The sequence below is a fragment of the Rothia amarae genome (assembly GCF_014705945.2).
GTDB classification, from domain to species: Bacteria; Actinomycetota; Actinomycetes; order Actinomycetales; family Micrococcaceae; genus Rothia; species Rothia amarae.
This window is the reverse complement of the sequence record NZ_CP061538.1, coordinates 395,677-412,526: the sequence shown is the minus strand read 5'-3', so window position 1 is coordinate 412,526 and position 16,850 is coordinate 395,677. Positions and strand designations below refer to the sequence as shown.

The window sequence follows — 16,850 nt, the reverse complement described above, 5'->3', positions numbered from 1 at the left end:
GAATATTAAATAGCTTGCGAGGAGGGAGACTCTGTTGAAGAGAAGTCTGTAGAACGGTGTTCCAAAAGTTCTAGAGGCAACTCGGTGATAGCACCGTTAACGGGAAGAACCATGTCTTCACCCGTAAGTTCCTCCATCACCTGGGCTATCCACAGACCGTGAGCCACGATAATTACGTTCTTTCCCCGGTGTTCAGATAGAGCAACGTTCAATGCTGCAATGCCTCGTTCCCGCAGATCTTCCAACGGCTCGATACCGTTAAAACGAGCTTCTAAATCACCCCATATTTCGGGGGTAACCACCACACCCTCAGCTTCACCGAACGAACGTTCCTGCATGCCATCGTAGGTTTTAGACACCTCTAGCCCTAGCGCATGAGCAATAATCTCACCCGTCTGAAAGGCACGCGATAAAGGGGATGTAAGCACTGCATCCCATCGAAAATCAGGCTGATTCTCTTGCTCTGCTGCGGCCAATGCCAGCAAGTTTTCAGCAGCTTCCCCAGCTTGTTCCCGACCGGTTTCGTTCAGAGGAATATCAACCTGACCCTGGAACCTATGCTCAAAATTCCAGTCCGTTTGTCCGTGCCGAATAAGCACTACTCGGGCAGTCTGATCAGTGGTCAAAGAAGCATTTTCGGTAGAAGTCATTCCCCTATTATCGCAAACCACTCCCTTCTCTTCCCAGGAGATTATCCCGAAGCAGGCTGAGATAACGCCCTCATTCCCCGGCAGCAACTATGCAATCGTGAAAGAATAGAACCATGTTTTCTTCTTCAGTTGATACCCAGTGGTTCCCCACCTGCGCCGTCTTCGATTGCGACGGCGTCCTTCTCGATTCTGAGACAGTGTGGGGTGACATCCAAGAAGAAATATTCGCAAAATATAGCGTGACCCCTACCGCTGAAATTCGCCAACGCCTGGTGGGGTCAGCGGCATCCGACCTAGTAGATGCCATCGTTGAACTGACCGATCTCTCCGCTGCCTCCGACGACGAAAAGCAACAATTTCGCGCCAAGGTTGAACATGACGTCCACGAGAGTGAAGCCAACATTATCGAGCGTGGAGTAACCACCATCCCCGGAGCCCTCGATCTCATCAAGAAACTTTCTGCAGTGATGCCCGTTGCCGTGGCATCCAACTCATCATCAGAGTTACTCACCCGTAAGCTCACGAAATTTGGCCACCGTGAGTTCCTCACCACTTGGGTAGGCGCCAATGACGTCGAGAGCCCCAAACCTGCCCCCGATATGTACACCGAGGCAATCCGCCGGCTGGGCGGGGACCCCGCACGAACCTTTACCGTAGAAGATTCAGCCGCTGGCTCCCAAGCCGCACGGGACTCAGGTGCAGTTACTTTCATCTTTACCCACGACCAGGAGAACGCACCCGAGGGTCGCGGATACTTCGATTCATTTACTGACCCCCAGTTCCTCGCCACTATTGACACCTGGATAGACCAGCTCAAAGCACACCAGGAGTAACTATGTCAGAAGGACAGAACGGTTCGCCCCAATTCGGACTTCGCTTCGAAGACATGAGCGAAGAAGAGCTCGAACACTACCGGCAATTCTGGCAGGAACCAGAACCCCAAGCAGGCGAGCCCGGATACCGCCTCCCTGAGCAGGACGCCGTTCGGGCACGCACTCGTATGGCAACCGGTCTGAGCTTCACACTTCTCCTCTTCGGCGTACTCCTCGCTCTCATTTGCATGATTGCAGGAAACGAGTTGCTTGCTTTGACGTGTGGGGTTGTCGTTCTCGCCGGGCTGGGATTATTGATTGCGGTACGTCGCCGTCTTTTCCCTTCCCTCCGAGTTCATGGACAAGGCCCCTTACGTAAAAACAAGAAAGCCAAGTGGTTCTGGCTTCCCCATTCACTCGTCATTGCGGGAATTCTCTGCGCAATCGCCAGCTTCACCATCATCCCTGAACTGGATGCAGGTAAAGACCCGATTGTATTGCGCACACACGTCCTGATGCTCAACGAAATCACCATGCTGTGCTTGCTAACCGCCGCGCTTCTCTACGGACTGCTCTCACTCGCTATCTACACCCCCGAAGATAACGACGACTCCCTCGTTCGCCCCACCGACTACGCACAGCAACAACTCCAACGCGATATCGACCGCAATAAACGCCGCGACGACGACTTCTACGACTCCTCCTGGATAACCGGCAAAGACCGCTAAATAGTAATTAGCGAGACTTAATAAGCCTCAATCAATACAAAAAACCGCGCCGCTCTGAATAAACAGGACGGCGCGGTTTCTCATCTACACGCTCGGAACCGGCACGGCACTCGCTACGCTCGTAGCAACCAATTCGCTTGCCTCTTACCAGCCTCGTCACCTCAGCTGATTCCGCAAAATTTTATACTCCTCGCACGCTCGGAAAATTTTGCTTCATTCGCACGCTCGGAACCGGCACGGCACTCGCTACGCTCGTAGCAACCAATTCGCTTGCCTCTTAATTCCTCGCACGCTCGGAACCGGCACGGCACTCGCTACGCTCGTAGCAACCAATTCGCTTGCCTCTTAATTCCTCGCACGCTCGGAACCGGCAAGCTCATCGCCTCAGAACCTTGCGAGCCAGAACGTTACCAATGAGCTGAATCAGCTGAACCATCACAATAATCACAAGAACAACTGCCCAAGTAATCAAATCGTTGAAACGCTGATAGCCATCAACCAACGCGACCTTACCCAGACCGCCGCCGCCAACATAGCCAGCCATAGCCGACATATCGACCACACCAATAATCAAGAAGGTGTAACCCAAAATCAGCGGACCAAGAGCCTCGGGAATCATCACGGTAAATAGAATCCGCAACTTAGAAGCGCCCATAGCGCGAGCAGCCTCAATCACGCCCGGGTCAATAGAGACCATATTCTGCTCAACAATACGAGCAATAGCGAAAGTTGCAGCAAAACACATCGCAAAAATCGCCGCGTTAACACCCAAGCGAGTACCAACGACCATCGACGTCAACGGTCCCAAAGCCGCCAACAAAATGATGAAAGGAATGGGGCGAACAAAGTTCACCAATAGATTCAAGAAAATATTTACCGGGCGGTTCTGCAAAATGTTGCCCTGCCGCGTGGTGTACAAAAGCGCACCAATTACCAAGCCCAATAAGCCGGCAATCACCATGGTTACAGAAACCATGTAAACGGTGTCGAAAATGGCGGGAACAAGTTTATCGGGGATAAATTCGTTCCAATCCACGGTGTTCGCAGCAACTAGTTTGCCCGATGCAACATTTAAGCTCATGAGCGAACCTCCTTCACGGTGGTTACGGTGGCAAGTTCAGCCACTACGGCGTCCAAACTGGTGATATCGCCCAGCAATTCAAGGGTCAGATTGCCGTAGCTCTTGCCCTGAAGAGTTTCCAAGCCACCCTGCACGATATTGAAATGCACCCCACGGTTGCCCAGGTAAGAAAGTACCTTGCCAATTCCCGTATTACCTTCGGTGATTTCAATATTAACCAGATAACCACGGTGGCGGCGCTTCAACTCAGCCGCTTCAAAAGCGTTAGGAGCCTGCTTGACGGTGGTGGATACGAAACGGCGCGCAACGTCGGTCTGTGGATTCGAGAAAACGTCATAAACGTTGCCCATCTCCACGACTTTGCCCTTTTCCATCACTGCCACACGGTCAGCGATAGAGGAAACCACATCCATCTCGTGGGTAATAACAACCACGGTAATGCCCAGTTCGTCATTGACCTTCTTCAAAAGCCCCAAAACTTCCTGGGTAGTTTCAGGGTCAAGAGCTGAGGTGGACTCATCTGCCAGCAACAAGGACGGTGACGTCGCCAACGCACGGGCAATGCCTACACGCTGCTTCTGACCGCCCGAGAGCTGGTCAGGGTAATACTTCGCTCGATCTCCAAGACCGACGAATTCGAGCATCTCCTGAACACGAGCACGACGTTTAGCCTTATCCCAGCCCGCAACTTTCAAGGGAAATTCAATGTTGCCCGCGATGGTACGAGAATTCATCAGATTGAACTGCTGGAAGATCATGCCGATATTCTGGCGAGCTTCCCGTAGCGCCGATTCTTTCTGCCCGGAAATACGGTGCCCTGCCACAGTCAGAGTGCCTTCTGAGACGCTCTCTAGACCGTTAATGAGGCGAACCAAGGTCGATTTTCCCGCACCGGAATAACCGATGATGGCAAAGATTTCGCCCCGGCGGACGGTCAGCGACACGTTGTCAACGGCGGTGAGGTTCTCTTTACCGCTCTTGAAAACTTTGCTTACGTTCTCAATGACAACCATGTCTTCGCTGGCTTGGGGAGCCGGTGTTGAAGCTACGCTCATAAACACTCTTTCGCGTTGGTGTGGTGGATTTTGCTAGATAAACGGCATAAGAGCGATAACCATCCAGGGCGCTGTGAGAACAATGCCGCAGTAGTTACCGCTCTTTGCCATCAAAATTTATTACTTGCGCAGTGATTCTTCTGCATCTGCAAGAGTTGAGCGGAGCTCAGAAACGTCGGTCTTTACCTCAACAGCAGTACCGGCGGTTTCCTCCTGAACAACTTCCTGAACCTCAGAGCTGTGGAAGAGCTCTACAACCTTTTTGTAGGTTTCGTTGTCTTTGTCTTCATCCTGAGAAACGAAGAGGTTGACGTAAGGCTTCGCGTAATCGTTGGAGGGATCATCCTGAGCCAAGGCGTCCTTGGGGTTCAGTCCGGCGTCCTTCAGGAAGTCGTTGTTGATGACCGAGCCATCTACGGATTCCATGGAAACCACGGTCTGAGTTGCGTCAACAGCGGTAACCTTCACCTTGGATTTGTCGGTGTCGACGTCGTCAATGGTGGGACGATCGGTATCAGATTTGAAGGTAACCAACTTGTTAGCTTCAAGGAGCTGCAAAGCGCGGGCTTCGTTTACGGTGTCGTTAGGGATTGCAATTTCGCCACCCTGAGGAATCTGGTCCAAGGAATCGTGCTTCTTGGAGAACAGGGCCATGGGGTAGATAACGGTGGGACCAACAATGTTGAGATTATCGTCTGCGTTCACGTTGTAATCCGAGAGATAGGCGATGTGCTGGAACCAGTTCATATCGATATCACCGGACTTCAGCGCGGGGTTGGGCTGGGAGTAGTCAGTGAATTCTTGATACTCAATATCGATGCCGTCTTTCTCAGCAACTTCTTTGAGCTTGTCATTGACGGGATCGCGGCCAACGATGCCGATTTTTACGGTCTCAGAGTCGCCTGATGCCGAATCACTGGAGCCGCATGCTGCAAGACCGAAAGCTAGGGGTACGAGAGCCAAAGTGGCAACAAATTTCTTCACGGCTATGAATCTTTCTGTTGGAATGTGTGAAGCGACCACGTCTGAAGCGAACGGCACGATGCACTGAAATGCTGTCGAAGTGGCGGTTCTTCAAGGTATCTAAAAGAACTTCTCTAATTCAAACACGTCTTAGGATGTGGTGCGATGTCTGAGGCTTTTTCTACTTTTTTTGACAGCACACTTCTTCACATCGTAACAAATCGTAATATAAATGAAGCCTCGAAAACACGCGGTTTTCGGGGCTTCATTTTTACGTCATAAACGATAAATAACCTGGTCAGAGCAAATATTTACTGCTCACCGTATTTCTCCTCCAGTTGCTTGCGCACTTCGCGTCGCAGGGTCTTTCCCAGCATAGAGCGCGGCAAATCCTCGACTTCAAAGACCTTGCGGGGAACCTTATAGCGAGTGAGACGACCATAGCAGTGCTCACGTAACTCTTCCTGGTCGATGGCATACCCCTCAGTGGGAATAACTGCTGCCACCACGGTTTCTCCCCCGCCCTTGCGAGGAAGACCCACCACGGCGGCGTCCTTGACCGAATCATGTTGGCGCAAAGCCGCTTCTACCTCAGAGGGAGACACGTTGAACCCCCCGGTAATAATTACTTCTTTAATGCGGTCAACCACATAAATAAAGAAATCTTCATCAACCTTCACGATATCCCCGGTGCGTAACCATCCTTCGGGAGTGATCGAGCTACGGGTCTCTTCTTCACGCTTCCAATATCCCTTGAAACGCTGGGGGCCCCGTACCCACAGTTCGCCTTCTTCCCCAAAGGGAACGTCCTCTAAGGTATCGGGATTCACAATTCGCAAATCGGTGGAGGGGAACGGGACGCCGATAGAACCCGCACGTCGTGTTCCGTTCAGCGGATTACACGCCACCAGGGGCGCGCATTCAGTGAGGCCGTAGCCCTCTACTAAGAAACCACCGACGGACTCTTCCCATTCGCTCACCAATTCAGGGGGAAGGTTCATTGCGCCAGAGACCGCATAGCGGATTCCCTTCAGCGAAATGTTGCGGCTTTCCGCCTCATCGAGAAGACGGCGGTACACAGGAGGCACGGCAGGCAAAATAGTTGGCATTACCTTTTTCATTGCCTTAAGCATCAAATCAACATCCACCGTGGGGAAGATGACAAGACGGGCCTGACAAACCATCGAGATGCTCAGCCCCAGAGTCATACCGTAAGCGTGGAAAAGCGGAAGCACAGAGTAAATAACCTCATCATCCCCCGGCTGAATCCACTCTTCGCCCATGCGGGCATTTGCCTCCAGGTTTCGATGCGTCAGCATCACACCCTTAGGTGAGCCAGTGGTGCCCGAGGTATAGAGCAGCAGGGCGAGATCGGAAGCAGTTGGACGGTGATGGTTCGCGTCCAACGGAGCAAATTTTAGAAGAGACTTCCACTGCTTTGTGCCGGGTGCGGACCCCTCTAGTTTTTCGCGAGATTGACGTGCAGACTTCAAGGGAAGCTTCAGCGCCGCTCGCATATGCATCGGCATCGCCTCAATCATGTTCACCGCAAAAATGGTTTGTGGGCGAACATCAGAAGGCAAAGCCGTAATGTTATCGGCGACCTTGTCCCACACAATCGCCACCTTGGCGCGGTGATCTTCGAACATATGGCGCAGTTCGGTGGAGGTATAGAGCGGATTATGCTCAACTACTACGCCGCCCAAACGCAACACAGCATAAAACGCCGCCACATGTTGCGGGCAGTTGGGCAAAATAATAGCTACACGGTCGCCCGCGTTGACGCCTGCCTGGCGCAAGCCCTCGGCGACCCTACGAACTTCTTCCCCCAGCTGGAAGTACGTCGTCGTTGCTCCAAAAAACTGGAGAGCAACTTTTTGCGGAACCTCTCGAACCGCTTTTTCCAGTAAGTAGACCATAGAAGTTTCGGCGAGATCTACGTTGTGAGCTGTCTTCTCGTTATAGTTCTTCGTCCAAGGGCGGTGTGCCAAAGGAAATGAATCACTGTGCTGGGTCTTTTCGGCTTCATACATACATAAGATTCTGCCATGAAGCATAGGGTTTGTTCATAAGCTGCTTTGTTGCCCCCATTTTCCCCCTTTTTCCTGCGATACTAGGGAGATGGCTAAGAAGAAACAGCCTCCGTATACCGAACAAGAAATACGCGAGGTCATGCACGAAATCATTAAAAGACTCATCATTGCTGGTCTCGTCCTCATTGCGGTGGGCCTTTTGATTATCGTGGCGCTGAAAATCTGGGGAGGATAACGTGGCGGAACGACAGTTTGATTTGATGATAGCCGGTAAGGCATATAAGCCTGACGCCGTGTGCGTGGCTCTCTACGAGAACGCCGCTCGGTTAGCTCACCGCTACACCGAGGTTTACTACAGCGGTTCCTCCGAGCGTCGCGAAATTCTCGAACAGCTCTTTGGTTCCATTGGCAAGGATGTTGAATTTCGCCCCACTATTCAGGTTGATTACGGCATCAACACTTTCATTGGCGATGGCTGCTTCTTCAACTACAACACCGTAATTTTGGACGTCGCACCCATAACTTTCGGCAAAGGGGTTTTGGCTGGCCCTAATGGCCAGTTTCTCACCCCCACGCATCCGCTGAATCCCGTAGACCGCAAGAACCTCTGGGAAGGTGGGCTTCCCATCACCGTGGAGGATAACGTCTGGTTCGGAGGAGGAGTGACCGTCCTTCCCGGCGTCACCATTGGAGAAAACTCAGTGATCGGTGCCGGGGCTGTGGTTACCCGCGACATTCCTGCGAATTCGGTCGCCGTGGGCAATCCTGCGAAAGTTATTAAAACGATTGACCCCAATGAGCGCCCCGCCAGCGGTCAATTTAACCCTGCCGAGCTCGGTCTATAACTCCCTCTCTGTGGGGCTTAGGAAAGTAAACTCATGTCTGAACCTTTTAACTATCGTTTTCAACGCGACAAAAAGCGTGCCGCCCGAGACCAGTCTGCGGAAGAATGGGATTCAGTTTTTTCTGACGAGAACCCCACCCGTGTTCTCTCGCCTCAGGAATCTCACGCCGATGACTACTCGGCCGGTTCCTATCGCTCAGAACCGCAAGACTTTGGCAACGATTTTGATGACCGAACCGAGGTTCTCAACAGCAACGACATCGAGAACCCTTCTACAGAAGACATCTCGGCAACGCGCAAGCGCCGAACTTCGCCCTCTAACGCAGCCACGTGGAGCGATGCAGATCGTACTGAGCCACTCTCCCCTGCAGATTATTCGACAGAAACCGCTTCTTATCCCGCCACCGAAGACACGCGAGTGCGCCCGGTAGCTGCTGAGCCGGCATATGCGCCCGCCCGCACTCGAAGTGCTGGGGCTTACGAAGACGAGATGCCCTTGAGAGGTATCTCTGAGGACGCCGCTAAAGCCCGCAATTCACGTATTCATTTCTTCCCAGCATTTTTAGGCTGGCTTGTCACCTATTCGCTACTCACCTTCAGCGATTTCTTCCACAGACTCATCAACCAAATCTTCGGGCTAGAGAACTTTTCGAGTTTCCCCCAAGCTTTTGCTCAGGCAATCGGTCTTTTACCCGGTTCAGGTAGCGCTCCGTGGACCTGGTTTATCATTGCCTCAATTTTGATTGTTCTCAGTGCCGGTTGTGGAGGCTACGCCGCCGCCCGCATGGCTCGCTTTGCCCCGGCAAAGCAGGGCTTCGGCGTCTGGCTGTGGCATCTGGGGATGGTGCTATTGGCAACCATCATGACTTTCTTTGCAGGTTCACTGATGGGGACGGGCGAGCCCCAGTTGGCACTTCAAACTCAGCTAGACGGTGCTGCCGGACAGAACATCTTGGGCATCTTGGTGGTGATTGGTCTGATTCTGATAGGTGCACTTCTGGGGTCTTTCTTTGGACCGCGCTACCACCGCAGAATTGTTCGTCAGTCCCAGCAACAGAGGTAAATAATCCCGGAAAAATACGCAACCACAGCCGTCGTTTTAAAGCTGTGCCGAGCTACCTCTCCAATTTTTCTCACCTAGAGAAATTCCGTTTCATCCGAAAGTATCATCTTTTGCACTACAGGTATTATTTTGCGGTATTGTTTCCCACAGACAAACCTGCGCCATGCTTACCGCTATAAAATAGCTGGCATAGACAACACACATGGATAGCAACACCGCACAGAGCCTGTGCACTTATTTGGGGGAAAAATGAACGTTACACGCGTAGCAATTGTTGACGATCACGAAGTCGTACGGGAAGGCATGCGTGCGGTTGCAGAAAAATCTGAAGAAGTAGAGCTAGTTGGAGCTTCCCCTACCGTCAATGATTTGCTCGTCGCGCTAGGTCGCAATCCTCGTGATCCCGGCTCCGCGGATCTGGGGAAAATCAAGCGTGAATGCGACGTCGTGTTGCTTGATCTATCGCTTCAAGACCGTTCACGCCCTTCAGAAAACGTTGATTTGTTGCGTCAGGCTGGCATCAAAGTTCTAATTTTCTCTATCGGTGAGAACCCCGCGTTGATTCGTGAAGCGCTGAAGTCAGGTGCGTTGGGCTTGGTTCGTAAGTCTGAGCCTCTCGAGCATGCGCTAGGTGAGGCTAAAAACATTGCCGAAGGCAAAGCTGTAGTAACTAAAGAGCTCGCTGCTGCAATTGATGGCGACCATGAGTTCTCCCGCGCTAATCTTTCTCCTCGTGAGCAAGAAACCCTCCGCCTCTACGCTTCCGGTTTTGCGCAGGTACAGGTAGCTCGCCGCATGGGCATCAAGCAGTCAGCAGTAAAGACCAACATCGACCGCATCCGCGAAAAGTATGCTCGCGTTGGCCGCCCTGCTCCCACCAAAATTGACTTGCGTATCCGCGCCATCGAAGACGGTCTGGTAGATACGATGGAAGACGTCAAGAGCGCCGAACGTTACTTCTAATCCCAGCACACGGTGAGTTGGCTTCCTCTTCAGAGCTAACTCACCTTTTCTTCTGGAGATTAATGTTGGTTAATCTCTTCTCCCCCTGATTCGCCCCGCAATCTTCACGAGGTCCACTATTGGAACAGGTTCGCACCGGTGCAACTAAAGACCTTGCTCAGTCTCTGAGAACTACCCCTTGGCGGTTTCCCCTCCCCCTTGCTAGCGGACAGAGACATTTAGCTGGTCCTTCTAGCTTCGGTCTCATCTACGCCATGGAAGTGTTTTTCTCGCTCCTTGCCGTAGCGATACTTTTCCAGGCGTTTATCCCGCTCACTACTAACCCCCTCAACTTCGCGTGGTGGCACACCATTTTTGTGGCAGCCTTTCTCTTCCACGCTGCATGGCTAATTTATGTGGGGTTAAGACGGGAATATTCTGCTGGATCAGTTGCTCCTGCCGCTTACATTACATACGGGGCATACGTCTTTTGGCCCTTTGCTCTCACTGACAATGCTTACAGCGCTCACCCTTGGTGCTGGCTCATTGGGCTCTACGGAATGATAGTTCCGCTATGCATGGGCGGTTTTAAAGCCATCTTCCTTAATGTGCTGGGATATTCTTTCGCCTTATCGTTTGCTCTTATTGGCGGCAAGTTAGCTCTCGGATTGCCTGTGGAATGGGCAGAGGTGGGAACTCAAGTTTTCTATCTCGCCACGCTTGCAACCATGCTCGGAACTGTTTTTGGGGTAGCTCGAATCTACGCTGAACGCTCTGATGTGTTTTATGCAGAAACACTCGCAGCCCAGCTACAGCTCACCCGAACCAGAGATCAGTCTCAGGACCTTCAAGAGTTCGACAAGCTGGTTCACGATAACGTCATGGCGGCGCTCTTGGATGCTAGCCGTAGCGAAGGCCCCATTGCCGATCGGACCCGAGCCCTCGCCCGTCGTGCTATTGGAGTGCTAGAAGAAGAAACTAACAAGGTACAGCCCATGCGGCCGGTGACCTTCCAAGAGTTAACCGAGCAAATTGCCACCGGCGTGTACCCCTGGAACTCTCGGTTACGTTTCGTCTCCGACGATGTCGAACTTTTCCCCAAAGCCAATCCTTCCTCCCCTATTCCCCCGGAGGTAGCTCGTGCGTTTACCCATGCCGTCACAGAGGCCGTCTCGAACTCTGCCCGGCATTCAGGCACCCGCACCACCCAAATTAGCGTACGCACCGAACGACGTCGCCCCTCAGGTACCGCTCGAACGGCAGATGAAGTCTCATACATCTACTGCACCGTCACAGACCACGGTCAGGGGTTCAACATGAAAAACCTGGATATGCGGCGCATGGGTGTGCGAGTATCTATGATTCGATCGATGGAAGAGGCAGGCGGTCAGGTGACCATCAAGTCAGCGCCTTATCGAGGAACTGAGGTTACCGTACAGTGGCCAGGAGAGCAGGATAATGCTTAATCAGTATTATTCCCACCGCTTGTTCCGTACAGGAGTCGGCGTATTTTTTGCCCTGGGTCTGTTCAGTTTCTATATCTGGTATTCGCAGTTTGCACTCATGTCCCCATTGGCATGGGTTCCTCTTTTGGCGTGCATTATCCTCTCATTCACGCTCGTACTGTTTCCCACGAACACCAAACGGCTTCCATTTTTTATTACGCCGCTAATCCTCTTGATTGCTATGGTCACGCTTCAGATGATGCTCCTTCTTCTGCCGCATAACTTGACCCAGCTCAGTATTTTATTTCCGCTGCTCTACTCGCTCTCGATGTGTAGCATCCTCATCTTGCGTGACCATGCGGTTTCTCCATGGGTTCTCTTTGCCCTATCCATGTTGCTCGTGTTGAAGTGGCATCTTGACGTTTTTATTTCGTCTCTTTCTATCGCTGCAGAATTTTTGGTTCCAACCGCCATTCTGGGAGGCATGCATGTCTTCAAACACCAGATTCAGCAGGCTTCTCACAAGGCCAGGCAGTCACGCATTTTGCTCCAGCATGCAGAATTTGGCAGAGAACATGAAGAGGGCGTAAGTTCCGTAGCTGCGCATCGCGTTCAGGAAGTACGCTCTCTTACTGAGGACATGCTGCACCGGATTGCGTACAACAGGGAACCTGTTACCTCTGATGAGATTAACGAATTTCGTTTTACCGAGGCTCAGTTGCGAGATACTATTCGCGGTCGCCACATTGTGAACAAACAAATTCTTGAGGCGACGATGGCGGCACGACGCCGGGGCGCCAAGGTAGATATTTTGGACGAACGCGGTGAGCCCCTGCCGCCCCACATCGTGGAGGTTCTGACCCCGTGCGCAGTTGATTTGCTCGATGATGCTTATGGAGGCACCATCACTATCCGTGCCTTCCCTCCCGATGATCCCACCGCAGTTATGTTGGTACACGACGGTAATTCGGAGGACGATGAGCCCTCTGCTGTTGAAATTGCCCAGCATTCCGGTGAAATTGAGAGGTTCTAAGAAACACCCACGAAGAAGCCTGGCTCATCGTATTTGAACTTTGTAGGCATAATAAGAATCTTTGTAACCGAGTATAGGGACATACAAAACCTATTGTTTTTGACAGACTTATAAGTAGTTGAGAAATGCGAGTCGGGGGACTCGTACGTTCTAGTGATGTTGGGGGACGGATCTAGAACACTTCTCAACCTAAGGTATCTAGCTGATTCCTTGCTTTTTGGATTTTATCCAAACGGTTCCTGGGCTTCTTGGGGGAGATAGTCTAGCGAACCGGACTGCAAGGTATGCGCCTTAACGTACTCGAGACCTCAGCTTTTAGCTGAGGTCTCCTACGTTTAAGGTATTTAGATACCTGCTAGGCGTCCCTTCTCATCTGAGGAGGGACGCCTAGCAGTATCTAGAGCTGATATTTACTCATCGAGAAGCAAGGCTGGCTCTTCCATAATTGCCGCTACGTCTGCCATAAAACGAGCGGAAAGATCGCCGTCCACCACACGGTGGTCGAAAGATCCTCCCAAGGTAGTAACCCAGCGGGGAATAACCTCGCCATCCACTACCCACGGTTTCTGCTTGATAGTACCGAAAGCTACGATAGCTACTTCGCCAGGATTAATAATCGGAGTTCCCGTATCAATACCTAGCGCACCAATATTCGTGATGGTTAGCGTTCCATTGCTCATCTCTGCAGGCTGAGTCTTACCTTCGCGTGCTCGCGTGGTGAGTTCATTGAGCGCAATAGCTAGCTCTCGCAGCGAAAGATCCTGGGCATCCTTAATATTAGGAACCATAAGACCGCGCGGGGTTGCCGCGGCAATACCGAGATTCATGAAGTGTTTGAGCAAAATTTCTTGGTCAGTCCAGGTGGCATTCACCTGAGGATTTCGTGCAGCCGCCCAAATAACGGCTTTTGCCAGAATCAAAAGCGGGGTCACTTTAATACCCTCAAAGTGGCGGGACTTCTTGAGGCTACGCACAAATTCCATGGTGCGGGAGGCATCGACGTCCACGAAAATTGAAACGTGGGGGGCATTGAACGCCGACTCCACCATCGCCTTCGCCGTAGCTTTACGGACACCGCGTACCTTGATGCGCTCAATACGGTCTCCCCCGGCACCCTGAGGAATCCAGAATGACTCTGGCAGAGTGTCTTCGTGGTCTTCTTCGCGCAGGTGAGCTACAAAGTTGAGAAGATCGCGCTTAGTCACCTGCCCGTCATCACCGGTAGGAGTAACCTCTGCAAGGTCCACACCCATTTCCTGTGCTGCTTTACGAACTGGCGGTTTAGCCAACGTATGACGACGCGGTATAGAGCCTACCGGCTCATTCGCCACAAGATCTTTTTCAGCAGTATTGGGGAGACGACGCAGGCCGCCCTCAATCAGAGCAGATGCCCGTTCGGTCAATCCACCAATTGACTCACCTAACGAGCCGCGCAACAGCTTACGTTCCTGTTGAACTGCATCCAGATGAGGCGAGGTCTGCTGAGGCGATTGGGAATCGGACGAGGGGGCGGAAGATGCCGCCAGCGGTGCAGGTACCACAGGGCGCTTACGGGCACGACGTTTCACTGGATCCGCTTTAGGACCGGAACCCACGAGATTTTTCGTCTCTCCCGGAGTATCAGCGGCGAGGTTATGGGGGCTAGTTTCTGCGCCTCCGGTTGCGGTGTTTGCTTCTTCAGCGTCGTCGGCAGGAGCATCGGCGTCCGCCTCAGATTGAGCGCTATCGGCAATAGTTACCAACGCCGACTCAACCTCTACCGTTTCCCCCTCTTCAGCGTGGAGAGTCTGCACTACACCTTCAAAAGGAGAGGACAGCTCTACTACTGATTTGGCAGTTTCAACCTCCGCCAAAACATCATTAATCGCGACGATGTCTCCCACCGCCACCTTCCAGCTGAGGATTTCCGCTTCGGTGAGACCTTCGCCCACGTCGGGGAGCCTAAAAATTTGAGACATAGCGTTCCTTCGTATGGTTCTTAGCTATTAGTAAGCGAATGAGCGGTCGATAGCTTCCAGAATACGGTCAATCCCAGGCACATATTCTTCTTCACTCCGAGGTACTGGATAAGGAGTATGGAATGCGCCCACGCGCAGCACCGGAGCTTCCAGCGAGTAGAAACAACGCTCAGTTACCGCCGCAGAGATTTCAGAAGCAACACTCACAAAGTTATATGCCTCCTGAGCTACGACTAACCTGCCCGTTTTAGCTACAGATGCACAGATTGTCTCGATATCCAGCGGCGAGATAGAACGCAGGTCAATCACCTCGACGTCGTGCCCGTCCTCCCGCGCCGCCTCAGCCGCAGCAAGAGCGGTAGGGACCATCGGTCCGTAGGAGACCAAGGTGAGATCGCTACCTTCGCGCAATGTAGCAGCGCAGAAAGGATTAAAATCTGTATCGCTAAAATCTACTTCACCCTTAAGCCAGTAGCGGCGCTTAGGTTCCATGAAGATTACAGGATCGGGGTGTTGAATCGATGCACGAAGCATCCAATAAGCATCATGAGCCGACGACGGCGTGACCACCCGCAAACCGGGAGTATGCGCAAAGTACGCTTCAGGTGACTCCGAATGGTGTTCAATAGCTCCCACCGAACCGCCATAGGGCAGGCGAATCGTTACGGGGATTTCGTACTGTCCGTTAGTGCGCCCTCGCAAACGAGCAAGCTGAGTGGTGATTTGGTTAAAAGCGGGGAAGACAAAACCATCAAACTGGATTTCTGGCACAGGGCGGTAACCGCGAAGAGCCATACCCACCGAGGTACCGATAATCCCAGCCTCGCCCAGCGGCGTATCCATCACGCGGCGGGCACCAAATTCTTTTTGAAGACCATCGGTCACGCGAAAGACACCGCCGAGCTTACCGATGTCCTCCCCCAGCGCTAATACCTTCGGATTCTCGGTCATCTCATCATGAAGGGCACGGGTAATTGCTTTTGAAAGAGCAAGGTTCTCTGTGGTCATCTCTTACTCCTCCTCGAATCCCGCGTTGTACTCGCGGTAAAAACGGCGGTCATTTTCAGTTTGGGTGTGGGGTTTTGCGTAGGCGAAGTCGAAATTAGTCTCATACTCGGCTGGCTCTGCAACTAAAGCTACCCGGCGCACTTCGGAGGCAACCTGTTGAGCTTCCTGATCGACACCTTCGAAAAAGCTCTCGTCTGCCAGCTTGTTATGACGCAAATATTTTTCCAGCCGAATCAGTGGGTCACGCTGAGCATACTCATTTTCTTCTTCACCCGTACGGTACTTCGTGGGATCATCGGCGGTAGTGTGAGCGCCTAAGCGGTAAGTTTCCGCCTCAATGAGTACAGGACCTTCTCCCGAGCGAATCTTCTTCATGGCGTAGCGGGTAGCGGCGGCAACCGCCAAAACGTCGTTACCGTCTACACGCAATCCTTCGATACCGTAGCCAGCAGCGCGAGTAGAAAGAGGCACCCGCGACTGAGTTTTAAAGGGCACCGAAATAGCCCACTGGTTATTCTGAACAAAAAAGAGGACGGGCGCGTTATAAGAAGCGGCAAAAACCATCGACTCGTGGATTTCGCCTTCAGTCGAAGAACCATCACCAAAGTAAACCGCTACCGCAGCAGGCTGAGCATTCTCCTCCGAAGCGGAGAACTGACCTTGGCCCATCTGCTTTTCACCGGTTGTTTCCTCTAGCTCCCGGTCGAAGTTGAGCGCCATAGCATATCCCACTGCGTGGGGAACCTGTGCCGCTAGCACCACGGTATACGGGTGAAAATTATGTTTCTTGATATCCCAGGGGCTGGTCTCGGATCCGCGGAAAAACTTCACTAAGTCGGTGAATTCCACACCGCGAGCGAAAGCCAAAGCATGTTCCCGATAGCTGGGAACCACATAGTCCTGGGGTAACAAACCCATCGCTGAGCCAACTTGGGCAGCTTCCTGCCCGCGGGAGGGCGCCCACAGGGACATCTGCCCCTGACGCTGCAACGCAGTAGCTTCGTCGTCAAACCGGCGAGTAACCTTCATCTGACGGTAGGCCTCTTTCAGCTCAGCTTCGCCTACGTCTTGAACATAAGGGCTGAAAGTGCCGTCCTCTAAAATAGCTCCTTCTTCATCCATGATGCGAAGAAGCGGTAAAACGCCGGGATAGATTTTGCCCGAACTTTGCTCAGGTGTCAGCTCTGCTGGCATGTGGCCTCCCTACTGTGTTTCTAATGGCTCTGCATTAACCC

The 16,850-nt window shown here is 52.4% G+C and carries 16 protein-coding genes; 8 read left to right on the top strand and 8 right to left on the bottom strand.

Features of this window, described 5'->3' with window-relative positions; translation table 11 throughout:
- Positions 1–5: 5 nt before the first annotated feature.
- On the bottom strand, positions 6–650 hold the full coding sequence (locus IDM48_RS11610) for a histidine phosphatase family protein (protein WP_233125957.1): 645 nt from the start codon (positions 648–650) through the stop codon (positions 6–8).
- Between the two features lie 113 nt (positions 651–763).
- Between IDM48_RS11610 and IDM48_RS01985 the strand changes: the two genes are divergently transcribed.
- Together IDM48_RS01985 and IDM48_RS01980 are read left to right on the top strand one after the other, a co-directional pair.
- Complete coding sequence (locus IDM48_RS01985) at positions 764–1,483, top strand: HAD family hydrolase (RefSeq protein WP_145173837.1); 720 nt, start codon at positions 764–766, stop codon at positions 1,481–1,483.
- Positions 1,484–1,485: 2 nt separating this feature from the next.
- The gene (locus IDM48_RS01980; protein ID WP_145173840.1) at positions 1,486–2,190 is read left to right on the top strand and encodes a hypothetical protein; all 705 of its coding nucleotides are present in this window, start codon (positions 1,486–1,488) and stop codon (positions 2,188–2,190) included.
- A 376-nt stretch (positions 2,191–2,566) separates the two neighbouring features.
- Here IDM48_RS01980 and IDM48_RS01975 read toward each other — a convergent pair whose 3' ends face one another.
- From IDM48_RS01975 to IDM48_RS01960, 4 genes are all read right to left on the bottom strand, one after another.
- Positions 2,567–3,271, bottom strand: coding sequence for a methionine ABC transporter permease (locus IDM48_RS01975; protein WP_145173844.1), 705 nt, complete (start codon positions 3,269–3,271; stop codon positions 2,567–2,569).
- Positions 3,268–4,326: a methionine ABC transporter ATP-binding protein gene (locus IDM48_RS01970; protein ID WP_198924117.1), complete on the bottom strand. Its 1,059-nt coding sequence runs from the start codon at positions 4,324–4,326 to the stop codon at positions 3,268–3,270. The genes IDM48_RS01975 and IDM48_RS01970 overlap by 4 nt, the downstream gene beginning before the upstream one ends.
- A gap of 120 nt (positions 4,327–4,446) precedes the next feature.
- Positions 4,447–5,310: a MetQ/NlpA family ABC transporter substrate-binding protein gene (locus tag IDM48_RS01965; protein ID WP_145173847.1), complete on the bottom strand. Its 864-nt coding sequence runs from the start codon at positions 5,308–5,310 to the stop codon at positions 4,447–4,449.
- Between the two features lie 290 nt (positions 5,311–5,600).
- On the bottom strand, positions 5,601–7,322 hold the full coding sequence (locus IDM48_RS01960) for a long-chain-fatty-acid--CoA ligase (protein ID WP_190617827.1): 1,722 nt from the start codon (positions 7,320–7,322) through the stop codon (positions 5,601–5,603).
- An 88-nt stretch (positions 7,323–7,410) separates the two neighbouring features.
- Here IDM48_RS01960 and IDM48_RS01955 point away from each other — a divergent pair, with 88 nt between their 5' ends.
- The 6 genes from IDM48_RS01955 to IDM48_RS01930 all read left to right on the top strand — a co-directional run bounded on the left by IDM48_RS01955 (position 7,411) and on the right by IDM48_RS01930 (position 12,649).
- The gene (locus tag IDM48_RS01955; RefSeq protein ID WP_158004390.1) at positions 7,411–7,557 is read left to right on the top strand and encodes a hypothetical protein; all 147 of its coding nucleotides are present in this window, start codon (positions 7,411–7,413) and stop codon (positions 7,555–7,557) included.
- 1 nt (position 7,558) lies between these two features.
- The gene (locus IDM48_RS11710; protein WP_274382299.1) at positions 7,559–8,167 is read left to right on the top strand and encodes a sugar O-acetyltransferase; all 609 of its coding nucleotides are present in this window, start codon (positions 7,559–7,561) and stop codon (positions 8,165–8,167) included.
- Between the two features lie 33 nt (positions 8,168–8,200).
- Positions 8,201–9,229: a hypothetical protein gene (locus IDM48_RS01945; RefSeq protein WP_068169301.1), complete on the top strand. Its 1,029-nt coding sequence runs from the start codon at positions 8,201–8,203 to the stop codon at positions 9,227–9,229.
- 249 nt (positions 9,230–9,478) lie between these two features.
- Positions 9,479–10,192, top strand: a complete 714-nt coding sequence (locus IDM48_RS01940) for a response regulator transcription factor (protein WP_151145199.1) — start codon at positions 9,479–9,481, stop codon at positions 10,190–10,192.
- Positions 10,193–10,311: 119 nt separating this feature from the next.
- Positions 10,312–11,637, top strand: a complete 1,326-nt coding sequence (locus IDM48_RS01935; protein ID WP_068169306.1) for a sensor histidine kinase — start codon at positions 10,312–10,314, stop codon at positions 11,635–11,637.
- On the top strand, positions 11,630–12,649 hold the full coding sequence (locus tag IDM48_RS01930) for a hypothetical protein (protein ID WP_190617825.1): 1,020 nt from the start codon (positions 11,630–11,632) through the stop codon (positions 12,647–12,649). Before IDM48_RS01935 ends, IDM48_RS01930 begins: the two co-directional genes overlap by 8 nt.
- Before the next feature lie 410 nt (positions 12,650–13,059).
- Here IDM48_RS01930 and IDM48_RS01925 read toward each other — a convergent pair whose 3' ends face one another.
- From IDM48_RS01925 to IDM48_RS01915, 3 genes are read right to left on the bottom strand one after another with little or no spacing between them, the layout of a single operon-like run.
- Positions 13,060–14,607 (bottom strand): dihydrolipoamide acetyltransferase family protein, encoded by a 1,548-nt coding sequence (locus IDM48_RS01925; protein WP_190617822.1) that lies wholly within the window; start codon positions 14,605–14,607, stop codon positions 13,060–13,062.
- A gap of 27 nt (positions 14,608–14,634) precedes the next feature.
- Positions 14,635–15,615 carry an alpha-ketoacid dehydrogenase subunit beta gene (locus IDM48_RS01920; protein WP_190617821.1) on the bottom strand — a complete coding sequence of 327 codons (981 nt, stop codon included), beginning with the start codon at positions 15,613–15,615 and terminating at the stop codon, positions 14,635–14,637.
- A gap of 3 nt (positions 15,616–15,618) precedes the next feature.
- Positions 15,619–16,809, bottom strand: coding sequence for a thiamine pyrophosphate-dependent enzyme (locus tag IDM48_RS01915; RefSeq protein ID WP_190617820.1), 1,191 nt, complete (start codon positions 16,807–16,809; stop codon positions 15,619–15,621).
- Positions 16,810–16,850 lie beyond the last annotated feature (41 nt).

What these genes read in the sequence shown, in the direction of transcription:
- IDM48_RS11610 (WP_233125957.1), bottom strand. Translation starts at nt 650, where the DNA reads ATGACTTCTACCGAAAATGCTTCTTTGACCACTGATCAGACTGCCCGA.
- IDM48_RS01985 (WP_145173837.1), top strand. Translation starts at nt 764, where the DNA reads ATGTTTTCTTCTTCAGTTGATACCCAGTGGTTCCCCACCTGCGCCGTC.
- IDM48_RS01980 (WP_145173840.1), top strand. Translation starts at nt 1,486, where the DNA reads ATGTCAGAAGGACAGAACGGTTCGCCCCAATTCGGACTTCGCTTCGAA.
- IDM48_RS01975 (WP_145173844.1), bottom strand. Translation starts at nt 3,271, where the DNA reads ATGAGCTTAAATGTTGCATCGGGCAAACTAGTTGCTGCGAACACCGTG.
- IDM48_RS01970 (WP_198924117.1), bottom strand. Translation starts at nt 4,326, where the DNA reads ATGAGCGTAGCTTCAACACCGGCTCCCCAAGCCAGCGAAGACATGGTT.
- IDM48_RS01960 (WP_190617827.1), bottom strand. Translation starts at nt 7,322, where the DNA reads ATGTATGAAGCCGAAAAGACCCAGCACAGTGATTCATTTCCTTTGGCA.
- IDM48_RS01955 (WP_158004390.1), top strand. Translation starts at nt 7,411, where the DNA reads ATGGCTAAGAAGAAACAGCCTCCGTATACCGAACAAGAAATACGCGAG.
- IDM48_RS01945 (WP_068169301.1), top strand. Translation starts at nt 8,201, where the DNA reads ATGTCTGAACCTTTTAACTATCGTTTTCAACGCGACAAAAAGCGTGCC.
- IDM48_RS01940 (WP_151145199.1), top strand. Translation starts at nt 9,479, where the DNA reads ATGAACGTTACACGCGTAGCAATTGTTGACGATCACGAAGTCGTACGG.
- IDM48_RS01930 (WP_190617825.1), top strand. Translation starts at nt 11,630, where the DNA reads ATGCTTAATCAGTATTATTCCCACCGCTTGTTCCGTACAGGAGTCGGC.
- IDM48_RS01925 (WP_190617822.1), bottom strand. Translation starts at nt 14,607, where the DNA reads ATGTCTCAAATTTTTAGGCTCCCCGACGTGGGCGAAGGTCTCACCGAA.
- IDM48_RS01920 (WP_190617821.1), bottom strand. Translation starts at nt 15,615, where the DNA reads ATGACCACAGAGAACCTTGCTCTTTCAAAAGCAATTACCCGTGCCCTT.
- IDM48_RS01915 (WP_190617820.1), bottom strand. Translation starts at nt 16,809, where the DNA reads ATGCCAGCAGAGCTGACACCTGAGCAAAGTTCGGGCAAAATCTATCCC.